At 67.0% G+C, this 20,667-nt stretch carries 28 protein-coding genes; 1 reads left to right on the forward strand and 27 read right to left on the reverse strand.

The window, feature by feature from the left end:
* The first annotated feature begins 402 nt into the window (after positions 1 to 402).
* On the forward strand, positions 403 to 1,272 hold the full coding sequence (locus tag ACWGH1_RS13225; RefSeq protein ID WP_453351495.1) for a hypothetical protein: 870 nt from the start codon (positions 403 to 405) through the stop codon (positions 1,270 to 1,272).
* Positions 1,273 to 1,313: 41 nt separating this feature from the next.
* Here ACWGH1_RS13225 and ACWGH1_RS13230 read toward each other — a convergent pair whose 3' ends face one another.
* The 27 genes from ACWGH1_RS13230 to ACWGH1_RS13360 form a co-directional block, all read right to left on the reverse strand.
* Positions 1,314 to 2,039, reverse strand: a complete 726-nt coding sequence (locus ACWGH1_RS13230) for a hypothetical protein (RefSeq protein ID WP_453351494.1) — start codon at positions 2,037 to 2,039, stop codon at positions 1,314 to 1,316.
* 168 nt (positions 2,040 to 2,207) lie between these two features.
* On the reverse strand, positions 2,208 to 2,795 hold the full coding sequence (locus ACWGH1_RS13235; RefSeq protein WP_453351493.1) for a hypothetical protein: 588 nt from the start codon (positions 2,793 to 2,795) through the stop codon (positions 2,208 to 2,210).
* A 154-nt stretch (positions 2,796 to 2,949) separates the two neighbouring features.
* Positions 2,950 to 4,008: a DUF2637 domain-containing protein gene (locus ACWGH1_RS13240; protein ID WP_453351492.1), complete on the reverse strand. Its 1,059-nt coding sequence runs from the start codon at positions 4,006 to 4,008 to the stop codon at positions 2,950 to 2,952.
* A gap of 146 nt (positions 4,009 to 4,154) precedes the next feature.
* The gene (locus tag ACWGH1_RS13245; RefSeq protein ID WP_453351491.1) at positions 4,155 to 4,664 is read right to left on the reverse strand and encodes a hypothetical protein; all 510 of its coding nucleotides are present in this window, start codon (positions 4,662 to 4,664) and stop codon (positions 4,155 to 4,157) included.
* An 80-nt stretch (positions 4,665 to 4,744) separates the two neighbouring features.
* On the reverse strand, positions 4,745 to 5,479 hold the full coding sequence (locus ACWGH1_RS13250; protein WP_453351490.1) for a hypothetical protein: 735 nt from the start codon (positions 5,477 to 5,479) through the stop codon (positions 4,745 to 4,747).
* 31 nt (positions 5,480 to 5,510) lie between these two features.
* Positions 5,511 to 6,296: a 2'-5' RNA ligase family protein gene (locus tag ACWGH1_RS13255; protein WP_453351489.1), complete on the reverse strand. Its 786-nt coding sequence runs from the start codon at positions 6,294 to 6,296 to the stop codon at positions 5,511 to 5,513.
* Positions 6,297 to 6,337: 41 nt separating this feature from the next.
* A complete protein-coding gene (locus ACWGH1_RS13260; protein ID WP_453351488.1) occupies positions 6,338 to 6,475 on the reverse strand; it encodes a hypothetical protein in 138 nt (45 codons plus the stop codon).
* A gap of 124 nt (positions 6,476 to 6,599) precedes the next feature.
* Positions 6,600 to 7,340 (reverse strand): HNH endonuclease signature motif containing protein, encoded by a 741-nt coding sequence (locus tag ACWGH1_RS13265; RefSeq protein WP_453351487.1) that lies wholly within the window; start codon positions 7,338 to 7,340, stop codon positions 6,600 to 6,602.
* Positions 7,318 to 9,417: a GNAT family N-acetyltransferase gene (locus ACWGH1_RS13270; protein ID WP_453351486.1), complete on the reverse strand. Its 2,100-nt coding sequence runs from the start codon at positions 9,415 to 9,417 to the stop codon at positions 7,318 to 7,320. Before ACWGH1_RS13270 ends, ACWGH1_RS13265 begins: the two co-directional genes overlap by 23 nt.
* 337 nt (positions 9,418 to 9,754) lie before the next feature.
* Positions 9,755 to 11,875, reverse strand: coding sequence for a hypothetical protein (locus tag ACWGH1_RS13275; protein ID WP_453351485.1), 2,121 nt, complete (start codon positions 11,873 to 11,875; stop codon positions 9,755 to 9,757).
* A 116-nt stretch (positions 11,876 to 11,991) separates the two neighbouring features.
* The gene (locus tag ACWGH1_RS13280) at positions 11,992 to 12,243 is read right to left on the reverse strand and encodes a hypothetical protein (protein WP_453351484.1); all 252 of its coding nucleotides are present in this window, start codon (positions 12,241 to 12,243) and stop codon (positions 11,992 to 11,994) included.
* Positions 12,243 to 12,677: a hypothetical protein gene (locus tag ACWGH1_RS13285; protein WP_453351483.1), complete on the reverse strand. Its 435-nt coding sequence runs from the start codon at positions 12,675 to 12,677 to the stop codon at positions 12,243 to 12,245. The genes ACWGH1_RS13280 and ACWGH1_RS13285 overlap by 1 nt, the downstream gene beginning before the upstream one ends.
* Positions 12,674 to 13,108 carry a hypothetical protein gene (locus ACWGH1_RS13290; RefSeq protein ID WP_453351482.1) on the reverse strand — a complete coding sequence of 145 codons (435 nt, stop codon included), beginning with the start codon at positions 13,106 to 13,108 and terminating at the stop codon, positions 12,674 to 12,676. Before ACWGH1_RS13290 ends, ACWGH1_RS13285 begins: the two co-directional genes overlap by 4 nt.
* A complete protein-coding gene (locus ACWGH1_RS13295; protein WP_453408674.1) occupies positions 13,105 to 13,485 on the reverse strand; it encodes a hypothetical protein in 381 nt (126 codons plus the stop codon). The genes ACWGH1_RS13290 and ACWGH1_RS13295 overlap by 4 nt, the downstream gene beginning before the upstream one ends.
* Before the next feature lie 11 nt (positions 13,486 to 13,496).
* Positions 13,497 to 13,787: a hypothetical protein gene (locus ACWGH1_RS13300; RefSeq protein ID WP_453351480.1), complete on the reverse strand. Its 291-nt coding sequence runs from the start codon at positions 13,785 to 13,787 to the stop codon at positions 13,497 to 13,499.
* A 14-nt stretch (positions 13,788 to 13,801) separates the two neighbouring features.
* On the reverse strand, positions 13,802 to 14,794 hold the full coding sequence (locus tag ACWGH1_RS13305; RefSeq protein ID WP_453351479.1) for a hypothetical protein: 993 nt from the start codon (positions 14,792 to 14,794) through the stop codon (positions 13,802 to 13,804).
* A 56-nt stretch (positions 14,795 to 14,850) separates the two neighbouring features.
* Entirely contained in the window at positions 14,851 to 15,498 is a 648-nt protein-coding gene (locus tag ACWGH1_RS13310; RefSeq protein ID WP_453351478.1) for a hypothetical protein, read from the reverse strand.
* A complete protein-coding gene (locus ACWGH1_RS13315) occupies positions 15,495 to 15,797 on the reverse strand; it encodes a DUF7236 family protein (RefSeq protein ID WP_453351477.1) in 303 nt (100 codons plus the stop codon). Before ACWGH1_RS13315 ends, ACWGH1_RS13310 begins: the two co-directional genes overlap by 4 nt.
* Positions 15,794 to 16,177: a sigma factor-like helix-turn-helix DNA-binding protein gene (locus tag ACWGH1_RS13320; RefSeq protein ID WP_453351476.1), complete on the reverse strand. Its 384-nt coding sequence runs from the start codon at positions 16,175 to 16,177 to the stop codon at positions 15,794 to 15,796. Before ACWGH1_RS13320 ends, ACWGH1_RS13315 begins: the two co-directional genes overlap by 4 nt.
* Positions 16,178 to 16,329: 152 nt before the next feature.
* The gene (locus tag ACWGH1_RS13325; protein WP_453351475.1) at positions 16,330 to 17,019 is read right to left on the reverse strand and encodes a hypothetical protein; all 690 of its coding nucleotides are present in this window, start codon (positions 17,017 to 17,019) and stop codon (positions 16,330 to 16,332) included.
* Complete coding sequence (locus ACWGH1_RS13330; protein WP_453351474.1) at positions 17,016 to 17,651, reverse strand: hypothetical protein; 636 nt, start codon at positions 17,649 to 17,651, stop codon at positions 17,016 to 17,018. Before ACWGH1_RS13330 ends, ACWGH1_RS13325 begins: the two co-directional genes overlap by 4 nt.
* Before the next feature lie 44 nt (positions 17,652 to 17,695).
* On the reverse strand, positions 17,696 to 18,421 hold the full coding sequence (locus ACWGH1_RS13335; RefSeq protein WP_453351473.1) for a hypothetical protein: 726 nt from the start codon (positions 18,419 to 18,421) through the stop codon (positions 17,696 to 17,698).
* The gene (locus tag ACWGH1_RS13340; RefSeq protein ID WP_453351472.1) at positions 18,418 to 19,257 is read right to left on the reverse strand and encodes a hypothetical protein; all 840 of its coding nucleotides are present in this window, start codon (positions 19,255 to 19,257) and stop codon (positions 18,418 to 18,420) included. Before ACWGH1_RS13340 ends, ACWGH1_RS13335 begins: the two co-directional genes overlap by 4 nt.
* Positions 19,254 to 19,637, reverse strand: a complete 384-nt coding sequence (locus tag ACWGH1_RS13345; protein ID WP_453351471.1) for a hypothetical protein — start codon at positions 19,635 to 19,637, stop codon at positions 19,254 to 19,256. Before ACWGH1_RS13345 ends, ACWGH1_RS13340 begins: the two co-directional genes overlap by 4 nt.
* Positions 19,634 to 19,882, reverse strand: a complete 249-nt coding sequence (locus ACWGH1_RS13350; protein ID WP_453351470.1) for a hypothetical protein — start codon at positions 19,880 to 19,882, stop codon at positions 19,634 to 19,636. Before ACWGH1_RS13350 ends, ACWGH1_RS13345 begins: the two co-directional genes overlap by 4 nt.
* Complete coding sequence (locus tag ACWGH1_RS13355; protein ID WP_453351469.1) at positions 19,879 to 20,358, reverse strand: hypothetical protein; 480 nt, start codon at positions 20,356 to 20,358, stop codon at positions 19,879 to 19,881. The genes ACWGH1_RS13350 and ACWGH1_RS13355 overlap by 4 nt, the downstream gene beginning before the upstream one ends.
* Positions 20,355 to 20,627 (reverse strand): hypothetical protein, encoded by a 273-nt coding sequence (locus ACWGH1_RS13360; protein WP_453351468.1) that lies wholly within the window; start codon positions 20,625 to 20,627, stop codon positions 20,355 to 20,357. The genes ACWGH1_RS13355 and ACWGH1_RS13360 overlap by 4 nt, the downstream gene beginning before the upstream one ends.
* Positions 20,628 to 20,667 lie beyond the last annotated feature (40 nt).

Raw genomic sequence — 20,667 nt, forward strand, 5'->3', positions numbered from 1 at the left:
ATCTGCCTCGGAGGTTTGGCGGTGGCGGGTCCTCTCAGTTTCCCAGAACGCGTGGTGTCGTTGGGGGCCTTCGGGCGGATCTCCATGTCTGGAGCTCTCGCGTATCTGTGCGGCGAGGTGTTGGCGTCGGGGTGTGCCTTCGTGGCAGACTCGGTGTTCCGCCAGTACCGCCACCGCCACACCTTTCGTACCGCACTTCCGCAGCTCTCCCCTGCCCCGGGTCGACGCATTCCCCGCCCGTGATCAACCTTACAAAACCTCCCGGACCACCACGTTCCGGCGGCTGGCTGAGGTAATACGTGAATGTGCGGGGCCGGGCCGCGCGCGCTACAGGTGAGTGGGTGGGACTCGCGAGGTTTTGTAAGGTTGACCTGTCGTGTGAGTGGGGCAGGATTGGGTGGCGTGGAACCTCTTGTGCTGCTCGATGCCTGGCTGGAGAACTCGGCCCTGCGCCCCTCGACCCGATCCGAGTACCGGCGCGAGGTCGGAAGCTGGCTCACCTGGTGCGCTGCCCAGAACAACCCCCGCGTCAACCCGTACGCTGTCGGGCCCGAACACGTCGCCCGCTGGTGCGATGAGACCTTCCTTCGCCCCTACCTCGCGGACCTCCCCTTCGACGGGCCCGACGCCCTGGCCGTCATCGCGGCGGAACACCCCGAGATCGCCAAGAGCCACGACCGGCGCATCACCGCCCTCGTGCAGTACTACCTCGCCGCCCGAGACCAACGCCTGGTCCTCACGCCCCCGCACCTGCACGACCTGCGCTCCGGCCTCACCCGTGCCACCGATGAGCCCAACCGGCTCAACCCGCGCGAGCGCGCCGTCTTCCTCGCCGCCGTCGGCGCCTGGGGCCCGGACAGCAGCCAGCACCACCTACGCGACCAGCTCATCGCCTACCTGCTCCTGGACAGCCTGCGCCCCGCACAGGTCGTCCGCCTCGACACCCGACTCATGACCGAGCAGCCCGACTTCTCCTACACCGTCCGGCTCCCCGACGACCACGACGGCCCCGGCCGCACCATGACCCTCGACCCCCTCACCGGAACCGCCGTCAAGGCCTACCTCCGCGTCCGCCCCACCCCCAAGGACAACGAGCACACCCTCCTCCTCTCACGGACCGGCAGACGCCTCTACAGCCGCTTCCCCAACGAACTGATCAGAGCCATCACCGACACCCACCCCCTCCTCCTCCAACGCCACCCCCGCATCACCGCCGACACCATCGCCCACACCGGCCTGTTCGACGAACCCAAAGAGGCACCGGCGCTGTAGATGCGGCTGCCAGTCCCGCAGGACCGCTCAGCAGGCAGCCCTTACGCCTGCGGCGGCGCCGGGTGGACCTCCAGCCACTCCCTCGGGTTGACCGGGCCGATCTCGTCCTCATAGCCGGGGTCGGTGCGCTGCAGCTGCAGGTAGGGACGGTAGGCGCCGGGGTCCGGGGCATCCTGGTCGGCGGGGACCAGGCCGTGGATGGTGTAGTGCGTGCCGACCAGGGTGACGTGCTGGCCGCGCAGGTAGCCCCAGTCGATGCCAGTGGGGTAGCTGGAGAGCCGGTAGCAGTAGGGCGGGGTGTGGACCATGTGGTCCTCGAAGCCGTCGGGGTAAGGGATGCCGCACTTCGGGCAGCGGGTGTAGTCGGCGCTCTCCTTGCGCCCGTACTCGCAGAGGTAGCAGTCAGGGTCGTGCCGTTCGTGCTCTGCGTGGGCTTCGTAGGCCAGCGTGGTCTCGGCGTCGATGCGGGCTTCCTCGGCGGCCTCGCGGCAGTAGCAGCCGTCGCAGGTGATGCACACGCCGCAGCCGCCGCACAGGGCGCGGTAGTGGTGACCGCAGGCCGGGTTGACGTCGTTCCAGAGGTTGCCGTCCCAGTAGGAGACCCAGGGGCCGCCGTTGCCGGGGAACGTCTTGGGCTTCTCGGCAGCTGGCGGAACCTGGTCGCGGAGGGCGGTCGTGTACTTGGCGCCCGCGCGGGCGGCGGCGCGGGCCCTGGCGGCGGCGGTGGACTGCTTCTTCGGCACGGTGTACTCCAGTGCGGCGGTCACCCACGCTTCCCGTCGACTGTGTACGGCACGGACCGGATTCAGACGGGTGGTGAACTCGCGGGCCCCTGGAGACCTTGGCCGGTGAGCCCTGGGCGGCGTGGGCGCCGGGGCGACAGCGGACGGCAGTACGCGGCTAGCCTTGTGCCGCCGATCATAGCGTCTGGCCGACTACAGCGGGGGTGACTGGCCGTAGGGGCGGTAGGCGTCCTGCCCGAGGGCGGCGTTGATCTGGGCCTGTTGGGCCCAGGTGGCCGCTGCCCACTGCTGCAGGGTGTGGGCCTGTGCGGCCTGGCGTGCGGCGGCGTGTTCGGCGGCGTTCTGCTGAGAGTTGACGAATGCCTCGTAGGCGGCTTGCTGCGCCTCGGCGGCGGAGATCTCGTCGTGGGGGGTCAGCGGTCCGGTCTGGGCAATGGTGGCGATCAGGAGGATGATCGCGACGGCCACGGGGGTGGCGACGTTGGCCATGATGGGTGGGTGCCCGGAGAGCATGAGGGGGACCAGGACGGCGGCCACGGCCGCGAGGCCGAGGAAGAACTTCGTTCCCTGGCGCAGCCGGAACGGCAGGCGTGAGGGAACGAAGTTCTGCTTGGCGTCGTCGTAGACGTGGACGGTCTTGCCGTACGGGGGCGCAGTGAGCGGGACCAGGCGAGGGCTTCCGTCGGGTGCGGCGCCTCGGCAGTAGAAATAGTCGCTGCCGATCTGCAGCCAGATGCCTGCGACGGTGCCGCCGCTCGTCGGTATCTCCCCCGGTGTCATGCGGATACCGTAGCGAGGGCGTCAAGGGCGGCTGTGGAGATACGACGAAGCCCCCGGCGTAAGCGGGGGCTTCATACGTATCGGTTGTGATCCTCGCGGCCCGTTGACCTGGTCGGTTCCACGCGGGCATTCAGCGTTCTCGGATGCTGGTCCGTCAGCTGGCAGTGGCAAGCTGCGGGAGAGCGATCCCGCCCTCGCGCAGCTTTTTGCGGACGCGGGAGACGGCGGAGGGGGCGATTTCGAGGAGGGCGGCGAGCATCAGGCCGGTCGGCTCGATGCCGAACTCTCCGGCGAGCTGCTCGACTCTGAGGATGTAGGCGGCCAGGTCCTCCGAGGTGCGCCATCCCCGGTGGTCCCTCTCCGGCGCTGGCGGGAGGGCGGCCAGGAAGGCCTCCGTGATGTGGCCAGGGGCATCTTCGCCGTTGGTGAGGCGCATCCGGCTGAGGGGGTCGAAGTGGGCCGTCGGCTCGATGGGCGGTGCGGCCGTTACGGGGGCCTGGGGCTGAACGGCGGGGGGCTGTTCCTTGAAGGCGCTGATCGCGGGGATGATCATGCCCTGCAGGCGGCGCGGCGCCTGTGCAATGAGGGTGTGCTGCCAGGCGACGGGGATGGGCTTGTTCTGCATGGTGAACTGCTGGGCGAGCTGGCGGACGGCGATGTCATGGCTTACCTCCCAGAGCTTCATGCGACGCCATACCTGGAAAGCGTGGATGGGGTCGAGGAGCCACCAGCTGCCTCGGATGCGCGGCAGCGGTGCGGGGCGCAGGCCGCTGGCGATCTGCTTTTTGCGCAGGGCCTTGCGGGCTTCACGGAGCTTGCCGCGCAGCATCATCTCGTGGCCGATGATCCATACGGCCGGGGGGAGGGCGTGGAAGCCGACGCTGATGGGGTGGGGCCAGGCGGCGCGGAGCTGGAGGCCGAAGCTGCTGATGGAGAAGATCATTACGATGAGGCGGATGCCCCAGGCGCTGCGGCCTTCGTTGACTTCCTCGACTGCCTTGCGGGAGTAGACCAGGATCGCAAGGTCGGCGATGGCTGCGACGACTGCGGCCTGCTCCTTGGGGTAGCCGACGCGAAGCGCCAGGTCGTACAGGGTTTGGTAGCCGAGGTAGAAACCACCGAGGGCCAGGATGTAGATCGCGACATCGGTGAGCACCTTGTCCCAGTTTTTTCTGGGATGCGCCGATTGATCCTTGCTGCTGGATGCGGGCATTCGGTCCGTGGTGCGGGTACGCTTGAGTCGCACGTCGATTTCTCTCGTTCTGCCTTTGGCGGGCTTGAATGCGGGGACTGTCGGCTCATCAGCGCCTTCGGCAAAACGCGATCCGAGCAGGGATCGCAGCCGGAGGCGCTGATTTTTTAGCCTGCCTTGCGTTCGGCGAGTTCCTTGAGCGCTTGCTTGCGCCCATCGAGAACGCGCTGGTGGAGCCTCGGATACTGCCGCGCCCGGCTCTCGGTCATCCGCTCGATCCGCTGACGCAGCCGCAGGGCCTCTTCCGCGATCTCCTCGAACTCGGGATCGGTGAGGTAGGACGGCAGGGGGCGCGGCTGGATGGGCTCGCGCTTGCGGTGGTCGTTGAACCCTCCCTGGCTGGTGTCGATGCCCCGGTTGACCATCTGCTTGTAGAACGCGGCGGTCTGGTTGGCGGGCTTGCCCTGGACGCGGGCGATGCTGCTGGCGTTCTGTTTTTCCTCACCCCAGGCCACTTCGCTTGCGTCGATGGCGCAGGCGCTGAGGTGGTCGGTGACCGCCTTGAGGTCGGCTGCGGCAGCACTGAGGATCTGCATCTGGACCATGGCTGGGGTCATGGGGATGTTGGAGAGATCGGGGCTGGCGGGAGCCTGGGTGCGGCGCGGGACGGCGGGCATTCTGCGCCTCCTAGAAGATGTGGACGTAAACCACACCCTAGCACACTCCGCACTGCACTAACAGGACTGGGCTGCCTCAGCTACTTGTCGAGGCCAAAGCCATGGCCACCGAGCTTTATGATCTTGACGACCGTCTGGATCGGGGCCTGCTCCTGGTTCATCACCTCGGCCTCGACCCTGTCCCGGAAGCGCGCAAGCGTGCGGTTCTCGGCCGTCAGAGCCTTGATCCGCTCGTCCTTACCGCTCTCACGCGGCTGCGCCGCACGGGCCTCCAGAGTCCGGATCCGCGCCTCCAGGTGCCGGTTCTCGGCCGCCAGACGCTCGTTGTCCTCCCGCAGATCCTTCATTTTGCCTGCGGCATCCTCGGCAGCCCGGGACCCACTGAGGACCAGGTTCGCGCTGATCCTCTCCAACAGGGTGTGCGCCGCCTGGTTGATGTCGTCGGGGAGGCCGGTGCCGCTGATGTTGCCGGGGATAGTCGTCGTATTGCTGACGCCATGAGCCGCGCGCCGGTGCCTCCACAAACCCTGCCCACGGCCGTAGAAGTTGCCGCATTCGGGGCAGGGGACCTTGTCCACCGCAGCCTTCTCCACGGTCGGTTCCGGCTCAGGGGTTAGGTGAAGACCCGCCTCCTGCAGCCGCGCCCGCACGACGGAGTCCTCCAGCGGCTTGTTCAGCTGCAGGGTCACCCGCTTGCCCTGCTCAGGAATGAACTTCACGCTCGCCGCACTGCGCACCACTTCCCACCCTGCCTCGGCCGCTGCCTCCATAGCAGTCTCAACGATCTTGGGGTAGTTGGCACTGGAAGTGGTCATGTCGTCTCCATATGGCGGGCGGCCCTTGAGCCTATGGCGTGATGTGTCCGCTGGGGAGGGTGCCGAGCCGGGCTTCGTGGCGGGTCTGCCCGACATAGGTGTAAACGGCGTTGGCGGTCCAGCGGTGTTCCGGAACGTGAGGCATGAACCGGTAGTGCCGATCAACGTACCTGAGGGTCATATGAGGGGTCCACCCATGTTCACTGGGCAAACGGTATCCGTGCCCCTCCAGGTAGTTGGCGAGGCTCGTGTGGAGCTGCGCGCCTCCGGGGATGTCGATGGCCGCGTACAGGACATGCTGGCCCTGGGCGGGGTTCGCGAACTTGCCCACGCCGCCGGTACGTAGGTACACAGGCTTCTGGCGCACTGCCCAGGCGCTGACGAGCTGCGGCAACGCGGCCAGCTGGCGCTCGGAGTAGTCGGCGGTGTTGCCGAGGTAGGCGAGGGTGACGTGGAGATCCTCGGGCGGCTGTCCGCCCTCGTGCGCAAGGTCATCGGCCACGGCCGCCGGAGGCAGCAGGGCCACCATGACCCCTTCGGAGTGGTCGACTGCCGCAGCCTCCAGCTGTCGGAAGAAGTCGACGGCGCCGAGGCGGCGTTCAGCGGTCTCGTACTCGTGAAGGCCGACGTATCCGACGTGCAGGGTGCCGTCGTCCAGGTCGCGGTGGATAATGCGGTGGCCTCGGGTGGCTTTGGTGGCCTGCCACCCCTTGAGCACGCCGTTGAGGGCGTGAGTCTGCATGCCCCCCTCTCCAGCCGCAAGGCTGTCGATGGTCGCGGCCACGCGCTTGCGCGAGGCGCCGTCGAGCTTGGACATTTCCTTGTGGGCGGCCGGATGAAAGGAGACCGCGCGCGGCTCTACTCCAGCTCCAGGTCCTCCTTCACCTTCTCCCACGCCACGTGCTCCTCGGTCGGGGTCTTCGCCCGATCCCGCAGAGTCTGCGACAGGGCGGGGCTGATGCCGGGGTTTTCCTCGTCCTGCGGTTCGCTGGACATGGCTGTCCTCCTCGTGTTCCGTGGTGCACAGTCTGGTGCCGGGCAGCTGGCTCGTCTGCCGGAAGAAGGCGGTGGCGCTGGTTTGGGTCATGCCTCGGTCTCCTGGGCTGTGGAGGCGATCCTCTTACGGTTGCGCTCGGCGAGGCAGGTCCGGCAGTGCCTGCCGCCTCCCTTGCGCAGGTAGGTGTTCTCCGAGGTGCGTCTTGGCGGCGTTGTGGGCGGCGAGTGTCTTTCCCCGAAGCGTGTTCTCGCTGGAGGTAGCGGGCTCTAGATGGTCGGTGTTGATGCACCGGCGATGAGGGCAGTCCTCGCCAAGATCACAGTCCGGGTCTTGGTTGTGGCATCGGTGGTCCAGCTGCATCCCGCCCGGGACCGGCCCGACCTGATCTTCATACGCCACAACGTGTGCCTTGCGCATCTTGCCGTTGGCCCAGATCTGGCCGTAGCCCCTCGCAGTGCTGCCGGTCCAGTGGATACAGCCGTTCGGCGCGGACTCGGAGTTCGCCTTGAGCTTTTTGGAAACCGATGCGTAGAGCGGCTCCCGGCCGCGTCCCGCGTACTTCCGCAGGGCCTCGAAAACCTCTGCTACCCCGGCTGGCTGCGAGGCCCCAGCGAACGGGTCGGCAGGGGCTCCGGCGATGGTCCAGTGACGCACGCACCCGGCTGCCCCGCAGGTAGCTTTGATTCGCACTCCACGTCGGAGCCTGCCCTTCGTGTACTCAAAGAGGAAGCGGTGCACCCCGACGGCACGCCCGTCGATCTTGACGTTGGGGTAGCCGTTGGAGAAGCCTCCGTTCCAAACCCAGCACCCGCCGCTTTCGGTGACCATGCGGAAGATGCGCTCAAGCGGTTGGGTCTGCGGCATGGGCCATCTCTCCATCGTGGTCGTGCTTCCACTGGATGAGCTGCTTCAACGGCGAACCTGGAGCAGCGTTGAGGGCTTTGAAAATCACGTTGGCGGGGTCGTAGAGGCCCGTTCCGTCGGGGCCGAAGGCGCTGTGGCGGTCAGCGTGGAGGTAATCGTACAGCGCGGCACCCTCGCGTTCCCGGGTTCCTCCGGGCAGTTCCGCGATGGCCTTGATGAGGGTCTGGAGGGCGTCGAAGACGTCCCAGGTGGATTCGGGGAGCTTCTCGGGGCCGAAGTCGTCGGGGACCTCGACGGGGCGTACGGCCCATTCGTCGCGGGTGATGTCGTAGGCGGCGTAGGGCTTTATGACCCGTATGTCGTACGACCCTGGATTCACGAACCAGGTGTTTTCGAAGGGGCCGGTCTCCTTGCCGTTGGAGCCGGGGAGCATCCGTGCGGGGTTATTGAGGCCGTGGCGCAGCTCGTTGGTGAGCCTCTCGTCGATGGAGTTGTCCGGCTCGCCAGTGAAGGCGTCCACGTGGTGGCGGAGCGCGTCGTGGTTCACGCCGATGAGGATGTCGAGGTCGTCGTTGCCATAGAAGTGGCTGGCTTCGGATCCGGCGAGGTAGACGCGGGCCCAGGTCTGCCAGGAGTCGCCGTAGCGGGGCGCCCAGAAGCTGTGCAGGAGGCCGAGGAGGTGTTGGCGGACTTCGGGGTGCATGTGGTCGCCGTCGAAGAGGCGGTCGTCGAGGTCCGGCTTGCCGGGGGCGAAGAAGTGGTCGTGCGGAAGCCAGTCGTGGTGGTGCTCGTATGGGGCGGTGTTGTCGGGGACTGGGGTGGTGAATGCCTGTCGGCGGATCGGTTCGCCGTGAACGTGGACGGCGTCGCCGGTGCCGGTGCGCCACTCGTGTTCGGTCTTCATGGGGAAGCCGTGGGCTCCCGGGTGGGGGCGCAGGTGCAGGACTGCGAAGTTGGAGGGGTCCTTCTTGGCGAAGGCTTCGCGGTCGTTGGAGGTGAACAGGATCGAAGGCTTGCCTTGGCCGTCCCACTGGCGGGCTCGGGAGAATGCGCCGTATTCGTCGTGGCGCTCTTCCACCCTGGGCTCTCGTTCCCAGCCAGTGCCGAACTCCTGGCCGTCCTTGCCGGTTCCGAGGTGGCGATGGAGGGTGGGGTGGGGTGTCCAGCCCTTCTCCTTGGCTTCGTCGTAGGAGGCGAAGCCGGGTTCCAGACGCTTGTCGCGTCGTATGGAGTCCTTGGCGTGTTCGTTGTGGCCGCCGGAGGCGCCGTGCTCGAACGCTTCGTGGAACGGCTGCTCGGCGCCTTCGCCGTTCTGGGCTGCGCGGTGCAGGTCGGCGAAGGTGGTCTTGCCGCTGAGGTGGGCGTGGTACTCGTGCAGGGCATCGAGCATGTGGTGGGCGTGGTCTTCGCGGTCGGTGAGGGACAGCCACTCGGGGGTGCCGCCCAGGCCGTGGCCGCGCTGCTGGCCGAGTTCGTTGCCGCTCTTGAGGCCGTGCTCCATGACCCCGGCCGCGTCGGTGGTGGTGTGGTAAAGCTTGTGCGGCAGGGGCTGCCAGCCCTTGCCCACTTTGGGCTGGCCGGTCCAGTCGTCCCGGGTGTCCTCGCGGGCGTCGCCGGTGTAGCCGTGCTCTCGGGCCTGCGTGTAGTCGAGGTGGCCGAGGGACAGGCCGCGCCGAACGCGCTGCTGGTGGTCGTTCCAGTCTTCGCCGTCCCCACGTGCGAAGGACTCCGGCCCGGCGGCTGTGGTGCGGGTGGCTATGGTGCGGCCTCGGGTGACCTTTTTGCCGTCGGTGTAGCCGTCCCACCAGGCCTTGCCTGCGTCGGTGCGGTCGCCGTGATCGATGGGTGTGGCGGGGTGGCGGCGCTGCATTTCGTCCATGAGGGCGGAGCCGACGCCCCTGCGGCGGTGGTTTTCATCGGTTTCGAGGCGGTCGATGTGGATCTTGTCGGCCTTGCGGCGGGGGACCTTGTAGGTGAGGGTGCCCATGCGCTCACCGGTCTCGGGGTGGACGGCGTGCAGGGCCATCTGGGTGGGCCATTTCGAACCGCCGGTTTCACTCTCGTCGTGTTCGAACATGGGTTCGAGTGATGCGGTAGTCTGCCGGAAGAAGCTGGTCGCGCTGAATCTCATCCCTGGTACCTCCAGCCCTTGGCGGCGGCTGCGCCGGGCTGGACATGAAAATGGAGCCTCCCGGTGGTACCAGCCGGGAGGCTCCGTGTGTCTCGTGGTGCGTTCGGTCGAGGGGTTTACCCGCCAAGATAGACCCACCGTTTGGAAGGGTTCACCGACCTATTCGGTCTGTCGTGCTGCCTTCCGCGCGCCAACTGCGTTGCAGTCCATCCACGAGACGAGGCCATCGTGCCACGAGGATCGCGAGACGGCAAGGACGCCCGCGTTTTCCGTTTCCCGCAGGTCAGCGACGCCGGTACCCGGATCGGGACCGCCCCATGCCCGCGTCCCACGCATCGCGTCCTGCCCTCGTGCGGCTGAACTGCCTGAGGGCGTCGATGGTGGCCTGGGTGTTGTGGTCGGCGTTGACTGTCTCGGCTGTCCGGAGGCTGGAGCCGTGCAGGCCGCCCTGGAGTGCGCCCAGAGCGCTGGCTTGGACGAGCTGCTCCTTGTAGCCGGTGATCCAGTCACCGATGAGGGACCACGTAGTGATCATGATGGCGTCAGCGATGTCCTTGGTCTGGACGGGGCCGACGGTGGGGTGGTCGACACGCTTGATGCCGGGGGGCTTCTGGAGGAATTTCAGCTCCAGCTGGCCTTCCTCGTAGTCGGGTGCGTGGACCAGGCCCATGTTGATCGCGGCCTTGAATGTCTCGGCATACGTCCAGTTGATCGTGTTGGTGGCGGTGCGTTCGAACACGCTGACCTGCTTGGGAAGGCGGGCCTTGGTGACTCTCTTGATCAGGTTCTGGATGGAGCCGACGGACTGGTACTGGTCGAAGGTGAACTCTTCGGGCTGGTAGACGGAGATGATCTCGTCCCAGATCCAGTCCTCGACCGTGGCGTAGTCGATGGTGTGCTTGGGGAAGTCGGCCGGGTCGAAGTGGTGGATCTTGTCGAAGACGACGTGGGGGCGGCCTTCATCATCTGTCTCGGTATGGGCGACCGCGAGGCCGAACCTGCAGTTGACGGAGCTGGGGTCGGCGTGGCCCTTGTAGGCGTAGGCGAGGACGCCCCGGTCGGTGGGAACGATCAAGGGGGTTCCGTACCGGGCCGGGCGGTCGAGCCAGGGGCCGAAGGCGGCATCGACCTTGTCGGGGTCGAGGTAGGCGTCCATGACGGTGGCCCACTGGGCGCGGCGTTCGACGGCGAACGTGTCGGGGTCTGCCTTCTCCAGCTTCCTCATGGGTTCGTCGTAGGTCTGGATGGCGCCCTTGAGGACCTTGAACCCAGGCCGGGGCTGCTGCTCGGCGTACTCGCCGTTGTCGCCGGTGAAGCCCTCGGGGAGGAGGGGCAGCTCGTGCGCGCGCTCCCAGTCGAGGTAGATGTCCCAGGAGGCAAGCTGGATCATCATCATCGCCGGGTAGGCCGGGGTACCGTCCGCCTCCAATTCCACGGCGCGCTCGTAGTTCGAGTAGAACTGGCCGGTCATCTGCCAGGGGGAGCTGGGCTCAATGAGGAAGCCGTCCTTTTTGAACTGGTCAAGGCTCGGCACGGAGGCGGTGTAGACCTCCTCGGCGGACCGGTTCGCGCCGGAGGCGACGACGTGGGCCATCTCGTCGAAGCCCATGATGAAGGAGGCCGGGCCACGGCCTGCCATGAGCGTGCTCTCCTTCGGGAGGATCTCGAAGGTGGCCAGGTCAAGGGCGGTTCGGATGCCGCGCCGGGCCATCTCGTCCATGCGGACGAAGTCATGCGGGGCGTAAACGGAAAGCTTCTCGCCGAGGCTGGAGGCGATGTAGGGGGCAAAGCAGGGGCCGCCGGTGACGACGTTGACGAAGTCTCTCCACAGGTTGGCCTTGGCCTGCTCGCGCTTGCCCGCGAAGATCAGGGCGGCGAGCTTCTTGTCGCGGTCGACGCCGTAGTGGTCCTGGGGGTCGCCCTTGGCCATGTAGGTCCACAGGACGTAGGCCATGGCGAGGGCTGAGATGTGGCCCTTGCCTGCGCGGCGGCCCATGACCAGCAGGATTTCGCGGAACCACTGGTAGCCAAGGGCCTTGGCGGCCCGCATGCGCCCGAGGAGGTCGGGAGTGCCGCCGATCGGCATCTTGGGCGCGTCTTCGTTGCGCTCCAGGTCGATCTGGGCCTGGTCTGCCCCCCGCTGCTCATTGACGGTCCTGGCGGTGCGGTACTGCTGGTCCCACTCGGCGACGACCTCGTAGTCATAGGCCGTGAAGAGGTCCTCTCGGAGGAAGAAGCATTTCAGGAGGGTGGCCTGGCGGGGGTATAGGTTCGGGCGGTTCAGGTATTCGGGGCTGACCACGAACGTGATGGGGTCCGGGACGTCCAGCCCGAGAAAGAGCTTGTGGATCACGGCGGGGTCGAACGTGGCGAGTGGTGAGCGGTCCTCTGATGTGCTGGGCATGGTGGGCGGCCTCCTCGCCCTTTGGGGCGAGTCGGCCGCTCCTGCACATCACCAGCCACCGTGCGAGATGTGAACGCCGCCCACAACACGGTCAACCATTTCGATGGTTAACCATCTCAATGGTTTGGGCAGGAGTGCAGGTGGTTCAGCACCGCCGCGACCCGGATCGCCGGGCAGGCTGTCCGGTACGGGCCGCCACAGCAGGTCGTCTCCCCCACCGTGCGGATGCCGAGGAACCCGGATGTGCTGGAGGTGACGGGTTCGAGCGACAGGCGCACGCGCTCGATGCGGCCGCCGCAGCTCGGGCAGTCCTGGGGGATGACACCGATGGTGATGCTGTCGTCGTCGTGGGCGTAGAGGCGGTTCATCAGTGGGGGTGCCCCCCGCGCGCCTCGCCGGACTTGATCGTGCCCGGGGCGTGGTCCAGCTCCAGGACGTTGCGGGTGACCTCGTGGACCTTCTGGTCGTGGTCGAAGGCGGCCTTTTCCACGCGGCCGACGATCTCGATCTCCGGCCGCTTGCGACCGGTGAGTTTCCGGGTAACGGTGTCCAGCTCGTCCCGCCATCGGATGTCTATGGCGAACCCGATCTTGTGGCAGCGCTCCTTCGCCTCCCGCTCGAACTCCTCCCGGGTGAACGACCTGGCGCTGTAGCGGTAGAGCATCCGGCCGAAGAGGTCCTCCAGCTCCAGGATCTCGGTGTCGTGGACGTCGCCTTGGGCGGTCTCGCTGCGCTTGTGGACGCCGCCGTACTCGCGGTCGAGGCGGTCGGGCTGGTTCTGTCCGAGGATCGGGATGTTCACGGCGAGTGTTCCTTGTCGGTGTCTGGGGCGGGGCTGCTGGCGCGGAAGTGGACCAGGCCGGGTCGCATGCTGTTGTCCTCGACCAGGGGGAAGTCTCCGTAGTTGCCGTGGCCGGTGATGACGACGTGGCCCCTGGGGAAAGGCAGGTGGCGGCGGAGCCGGTGCAGCGTGACTGCGTGAGCGACGACGGTCTGGGAGTTCGGGTCGATGACGATGTCGAAGTCGTTGCCCGGCGCCCGGAAGCTGTCGTGGCACGCCTCCCAGGCCTTGAGGGCGTCAATCGCCTTCCGGGCCTGCCCCTCGAAGAAGCACTCTGCGATGCGCCAGGTCAGGCAGTCCTGGCCTTCAAGGGCGTAGTGGACGGCGCGCACATGGTCAGGGTGGGCCCACGGTCCCTGGACCGTGATCGAGGCGCCTTCTTCACCAGTCATGACGCCCCGTTCGTGCCGCAGTTGGTGTGATGCGGGGCCACGAGAGCCTGGCGTGTCGGACAGGGGCCCGTTGCGCGGCAGGTGACGCACATGCCGTTGTCGTTCGTCACGTGCAGGCGAAGGGCGTTCCGAATGCCCTTCGCCTGGGCCTCCTGCTCCATCTCGATCTGGGTGAGGTAGGTGGCCAGGTCGAGGGCTTCTTCGAGGGCGTCCTGTACGGCGTTGCGGCCGTTGAACGTCTCCAAGGGGCGGCCGTACCGCTGGATCCCCAGCGCGCGCCGCTCCTTGATCATCTCGATGAGGCGTTCCTGGACCGGCTCGCCGCCCTTGTGGGGCAGCGGCTGGTCGCCGGGGCGCAGCCGGAGCGCGCGATCCACGTCGGCCGGGCTCATCGGGCGCCGTCCGTACCGCAGCTGGGGTCCTTGGGGACGACGGCGACTGCCTTGCCGCCGCCGGAATCGGCTCCGCGCGTGGTGTAGATGCGGTTGCCGTGGTGGTCGCACTTGGTGGCGACGTTGGCGAAGCCGTCGGGCATTGAGTAGACCTCGGCGGGGTCGTCGTACTTCTTCTCGATGGGAGCGTCGTTCCAGGGTTCGGTGAGGCTGGCGCATCCGGTGAGGCTGGCGAGGCCGATCAGGGTGGCGGCGGTGAGTGCGATGAGGCGAGGGCGGCGGGCCATCGGGTTCTCCCGGGTCAGGCGGCGAGGGTGGCGTGGCAGGTGGTGCAGCGGTCGGCCTGGTCAGTGATGACCGAGCCCGCGATGGCCTGGAGCTTGGTGCGGACGGTGCGCTTGTTGGGGTCTTGGAGCTTGGGGGAGTTCGCGACGTTGGCGATGGCGATGACCAGGTCGGCCATGGTGGGCTCGTCCGTGCGGGAGATGGCCGCTGTGATGTCGGCGAGCGGTCGCACGGGCAGGCCGTGTTCGGTGGCGATGCGGTGGAGGCGCGTGGTGCGGTCTCCGGCGATGCCGATCTTGAACAGGTCGGCGTAGTGCTGGGCGTCGTTGGAGAGGCGGGCGTCGGCTCGCAGGGCCTCGGCGGCGAGACGCTCGGCGATCTTCTCCGTGGCGACTCTGCGGGCGTCGATACGCAGGGAGGGGTCGTTGATCTGGATGGTGGTGGTGGTGGCCTCGTCGTAGAGGATGGGGCTGACGGTGGGGGCCAGGTTCTGGCGCCGGTTCTGGGCGAGGCGGATGCCCCCGAGGAGGCCGTTGCCCAGCTGGTGGCCGACGACGTCCAGGCGGAGGTCGTCGGAGGTGACCCAGGAGTCGAGGACCGTGGCGCTGGACGGGTACAGGCGGTGGGCGACCTGTAGGAACTCGCGTGCGTCCAGGCGCGGCTTGGAGGGCTTGCGGACGTCGGTGACGCCGGTGGCGTTGTAGTCGATGGTGACTTCGCCCTCGGCGTGGTCGATGCGCGAGTTGAGGTTGTAGTGGCGTTCGGCCGGGGTGATGCGGCCGAAGAAGGCGTTGGGCACTTTGTAGAAGGCGCAGAGGCGGGCGGTGGCCTCGTCGTCGAGGTTGATGGTGTGGTCGCCGAGGCTCAGGGTGGGGGCGACGCCCGGCGGCTTGTCGTAGTCGACTGTGGGAACGCAGGCGTCGGAGGTCCAGGTGCGGTCGTGGCTCTTCCAGTCCTCGCTGACGTGGGCGAGGGTGATCGGGAAGGCGGCGGTGGGGCGCTGGTGCATGGCGGGCTGTTCTCCTCTTGGCGGTAAGGAGTTCGTCTGGTGGCGGGGCCAGATTTTTAATTGTGGTTCTGCTGGGCGTTCTTGGAGAGTGCGGAAAGTACGGGGCTCGCATTGAGGGCTGCGGCCAGCTCCTTCCGTTTGTCGAGCGGGATGAATCCGAGGGCGATGCGCATGTACTCCATGAGCGCGTCACGCCAGACGTTTGCGTCGACTCCTCCGTCGGCGGAGGAGTCGATTTTATGCTTGAGGTCGATGGCCTTCATGAGGGTCGGCGCATCTACCTGGATTTCGCCTCGCTGCAGGGCGTCGAATCCCTTGAGTACGACGATATCCAGTGCGGAGAGGTGGTCTGCGACACGGCCGCCGTATTTTTCTATCTCTTCGCCGAGCTGTTCTGCGCGGCGGTCGAGGATGGCGGCCTGGGCGCGGGCGCCGAGGGGGATGTGCTTGTTGGTGTGGTGGCGCAGCGACTTGTCGGTGGGGTGTCCGTGGGGGCCTTCGTCGAGGTCGGCGAGGTAGCCCAGGATCGTGGGGCGGGTGTAGCCCTCCAGGATCCAAGTCTCGATCTGCGCGCGGTGCGGTGACTGGCAGACACGGCATCGTGGTGCGGTTTTGGCCGGGACCGTACGGCCGCCGACGCGGACGAGGATCATGCTGGTGGGGCCGGTGTCGTCCGGGTCTACCGGTACGGGCAGGTTGGTCACGGTTCGTCGCTCGTCCGGGGCCGCCTGGGTATCCGGGGCAGGGGGCGTGCGACACCCTCGATGGCGTTGAGGTGGGGGTGCGCGTGGTTGAGGACGCGGTGGAAGCTGCCTCGGCGGATCGCGCCGTCGGGAACACCGTCGGTGGTGTAGACCTCGCGGCGGATGCGGTTTTGCAGCATGTAGCCGGTCAGGATGAGGCTCTTGGCCTCGCGGTCGGGTTTGTCCAGGAAGGACTGCTTGAGGAAGAGGTCGGCGGCGGCCTCAAGTTCGGGGTCAACTCCGTGACGCAGGCGCTTCATGCGGGGCCCTCCTCCTCTCCCTCGTCGTTGCCGGTGATCTGACCGAGGGCGATGAGTTCGTTGATGCGTGCGAGGCCCTGGGTGGCGTAGGAGGCGACGGGGTTGTCCTCGCTGACGCCCATAAGGCGTGCGACTTCACGCTCGGAGCGGTTTTGGATGAGGAAGAGCTGGATTGCCTGTCGCTGGCGGGGCGAAAGGAGATGCTTCCCGTTCTTGTCTTTTCCGTCGACTGCTTGGATGTAAAGGCGGGAGATGTCGTGGATGCAGTACTCCGTGCCGTCCGGCCCCTTGATGGTGTCCTTGCCCTCACTTTCGTAAAGGGCATTCCATGCCTGGAGGTGCCGGAACAGCTCTCGAAGCACGCGCACGGGGATTGTCATGCAGGTGGATTCCTTTGCGCTGACGCGTGGCGGTCGCGTCGTCCCGAGGGTCTCCCTTGGCGGCGGGAGATCACTGGAATTTTTCACAGCATAGGATGGCGCCTGCGAGCACTTCCACTTTTTGGTCTATCGAATCTGGCGGCCGGACAGCATCAGGCGGTGAGCGAATCCTTGAGGCGCTGTCCGAGCAGTTCCATGTCCCTGACCAGGCGGTCGGCCTTGCGGGACAGGAGGTGGCGGTAGACAGCGCGGTAGCGCTGTTCGGAGGCTGCCGCCCGGCCACGCTGGGTACGTTCCTCGACGGTGATGCGCCCAGTGGGGGCGATGAAGCCGTCGGCCATCGCGTCTTCCCAGCGGACCTTGCGCAGCTGGGACCAGCCTCGAAGGTTCTCCGCTTCCTGGCCCCACTCGGCGAGCAGCGTTGTGATGCGGAGCAGGAAGTCGTCCTTCTCCCGGTTGGTGAGCCGGTTGTAGTCCTCGGCGTAGGCCCCCGAGGGCAGCTTCGTCCACAGGGGCCAGCCGAACAGGTCCAGCTGGATTTCGCCGGTGTGCTTGTCGGTGAGCGGGATGCGCACCAGCATCCACAGCTCGTTCATCAGCAGGTAGACGCCGGGGAAGGTGCGGTGGAGGACGCCTTCGGCCTCGGCGAGAATGCCTTGGATCTCGACGTCGTCCTCGTCGAGAAGGTCGCGACGCATGCGTGAAAGGCCGCTGCCGGTGAAGGTACGAGCCCGGTCCGGGTCGATGTCGACCTCCAGGGAGGCGTCCGCGTCCTGGGAGATCTCCTCGATGATGCGTTGGGCCTGCTGGGCGGCCCGGTTCTGGTCGAGGGCCTCGCTCATGCGGCGGCCCCGGCCAGCTGGAGCCGGAGCTGGCGCTGCTTCTCGTCGTACAGCCACGTCAGGGCGAGCATGACGGCGTCGCGTATGTGCTCGTTCCACGGCATGAGGGAACCGCGCGGGGGCGGGGTGATGTACCGCTCGACGGCCTCCTTGACGTCAGCCTTGGTGACTGGGTCGGTCTTGGTTCCGGCGCGGCCGATGAGGATCTTCTTGGCGTGGCGGTTGTCGACCATGATGGCGCGGCCCTCGGTGGCACGGTGAATCTCACGTCCGGCCAGGGTGATTGAGTCCACCCGCCGCCCCTGGACCGGGGGGCGTTCGTACACCACGGCGTCGGCGGTCGCGGCGAGGCCGGTGCGGGCGCGCAGTACGCCCGCGAGGACTTCGTCGGCCTTGGCGTAGTTGCCCTCGGTGCTCTTGATGGCCTGGACGTCGGCGGGAGGGCGGATCATCTGGGCGGCCAGCAGGTGGATGCCGAGCTCGTTGGAGCGGATGATCACTGCGCCGGTGTTGACCAGGGCCTGGTCGTAGGCCTGGACGAGGCCGTGGGCGAAGTCTTCGTGGCGGGGCGGGGTCCAGGGCCTGCGGTTCACGAGGCTGTCGACGGCACCGATGGTGAGCTGCTGGTTCATTGGGGTTCTCCGTTGGCGGTCAGAGAGGATCGGGCTGTTGGCGGTCAGCCCTGACAGGAGGGGGTGCTGCAGGCGGTCTTGTTCTCCTTGCTGCAGGAGCAGTGCGGCAGCAGGACAGGCGGAGGCTGGTTGGGGTCGCAGCCTCCGCCGCAGGACATGCCGCCGTGGCCGACACACCTGCTGAGGCTGTTGTGGTAGGTGGTGCAGGGCACGCACGGGCAGCTGAAACCGTAGGGCTCGCCGGTGTGCAGGTGGTGGCCGTGGGCCAGTCCGCAGCGGCAGGGGCCGAACGAGGTGCTGATCGTGGTCAGGTCCGCTTGGTAGGCGTGAGCCTTAGTGGGGTCGGGGTGCAGCGGGCAGAGGTTGTTGTAGGTGGGAGTGGTGCCGTCGCAGGCCCGGCAGGTCTTGCGGTTGCCGCCGGTGTGACCAGCGGCCTTGAAGTCGTCCTGGATGGCCAGGCGTATCCCGAAGTTCCTGCCTCGCTTCTGAGCGATCCACCAGGTGTCGACGGTGCCCTTGTAGATGTGCGGTGCGTGCTTGACCAGGTCGGTCATGTCCGTCATGAACATCTTGTAGACGTGGCCGCCCTCGGTGCTGTGCCAGACGAAGCGGGCGGCCGACATGCCGCGCTCGCCGTCGTGGAGTTCGAGCATGGCGCGGAAGGGGCGGTTCGGCCGCCATTCGTGGACCCGGTCGGGGTAGCTGTCGACGTAGTCCATGAGGTCCCCGTTGCGGTTGTAGGGGGCCTTGGCGAGGCGGGTGCGGCTCATGCGGCGGCTCCGATCTTGACAGGGCAGGCGGTCGTGGGGCAGCGGCGGGTGGCGGCACCGCCGGAGCAGCAGGCGACCGGGGGCGGGGTGCCCTCCTTGACGTACGCGCGGACGGCCCGGTACTTGGCTTCGAGGCGGGCGATGAAGGCGTCGTCGCGGGGGATTGTGAACTCCCGCATGTCCCACCCCTCGCTCATGGCGAGGAAGAGGATGAGGGTCTGTCGCTTGCCGGTGAGGGCCATGTACTCCTGGGCCTGGGCCCAGTACTTCGGCCACTTCCTCTTGAATGCTTCGAGGTCGTTGTGGGCGATGCCCCGGATAACGGGAGGGGCGCAAGTTTTTAGATCAAAGATGCCGTCGCCGGTCTCACCCCAGCCGGGGAGTTGCAAGAGGCCGTCCATGTGACCGCGCCGACCCAGGGTGTCGTCGCGGACTCCCCATTCGTTGCACTCCCCCGCGCCGGTGCCGTGGGGGCGCAGGCAGCAGACGCAGATTCCCTTGGGCGGGATGAGCAGGCCCATGCGGATCATGACGTGCTGGAAGAGTTCGTGGGTGGCGGAGCCCATGAGGACGCTCATGCGCGGGCCGTACTCGAAGTCGTTTTCCTGCCAGGCGTCGGGCTGGGTGAGGTAGTAGAAGAGGGCCCGCTCATCCATCAGCGGGTGGGTGGAGGGGTGCAACCATCCGTCGGGTTTGCGGATGGCTTCGTAGCCCCGGAAGGTGACGGTGAAGGTTTCGGGGAACGCACATTTGCGGATGGCGTTCTCGATCAGGGGGACGAGGGCGAGGTCTTGGCTGAGGGCGACGACCCTGCGGAAGCTGGGGGTGAAGCTCACGCACTCACCAGCTTGGGCGGCTCGTCGTAGAAGCCCTCTCGTCGGAGTGCGGCAAGGACACCGTCGATGAACTGGCGCCGGATGTCGTCGGTGGCGGAGGGGTATTGCGCGTCTACGATCTCGGCGGCCAGCTGCTCGATGGTCTTGGTGGTTCCGCGAGCCCACTTGAGCCAGTTGCAGCTGTAGATGGCGAACTTGATGACGGCGACGGCGAGGAAGCCCCACTGGAAAGTGGAGGTGGAGTAGATGATCCAGACGACCTGGGTGACCATCGCCCAGAGCCAGCCGACGGCCTTCTTTCGGCCGACGGCTATGAGTGCGACCAGGCCGACGACGTCGAGGGCGGCCAGGAGGTAGTTCCACCAGATGATGCTGGTCACGCGTCACTCTTTTCGCTGGTCAGGGCGGGTTGATGAGTACGCCAGGCACGGTAATTGAGTGCATAGACGTAGGCGTAGATGAAGGCGCTGATGAGGAAGCCGTGCTGGTGGGTGGACACGGCGTAGGCGGCCCAGAGTCCCTGGGCGCAGAAGCCGATGAGCCATCCGGCCCGGCGGGCCCGACCTGCGACGAGCAGTCCGGCGGCTCCGATGAGGGTGAGTACGTAACTCCAGGCGGGGCTCATATGTGGCCCCTTACGGCGTGCCGCATGGCGCCTTGCAGGCGGGTGAGCTTGGCCAGTTCCGCCTGCGTGGTGGTGACGTCGATCGGGCGTGCCTCCACGATGTCGTCGATGAGGGGCTTGACCCGCTCCCACATGAGGGCGGCCTCGCGCATCTCGGCGAAGTCGGCGAGGTCGCAGACGGCGAGGTCGGCGCCGACGCGGGAGAGGGAGGCGTCGTTGTAGAAGCGCAGGCCGAGCATCGGGCGTTCGCCGCCTGCCTGCTCGACGGCCTTCTCCCACATGGCCCGGGTGATGCTGACGGACTTGGCCAGGGTGGACTTGCCGTCGACCGCGAATGCCCACTCAGTGTCGAGGCGGTTGTGGCGGGCGTCGATGGGGTCGCGCCACTGGTTGCCGCTCCCCCGGGTCTGGCGCATGCCGAGGGTTTGGGCCAGGTGCTTCTCGTGCTGGTCGCCCATGTCCTTGTTCAGGCTCACGCAGACCTCCCGCCGAGGTTCTGCGCCACCGTGGTTTCGCTGCAGAGGATCTCGGTGGGCTTGGGCCAGTACAGGACGATCTCTCCGTCGGAGAGCAGCCGGTTGTGGCACGTGCAGTACGTCTCGGGGTCGTCGTCTGTGCGCACGACGTGGACGTAGGTGGGCGGGTTCTGCGGGTCGATGGGGCGGGGCTGGTCGTATTCGGCGGGGGTGGGGATCTTGTACTGGTGCCGGTCGATCCACTGCGACACGAGGCTGTAAACGACCAAGAGCGCAATGAAGATTGCGAGGAATGCGTAGCCTAGGAAG

Source organism: Streptomyces sp. NPDC054883, from assembly GCF_053610645.1.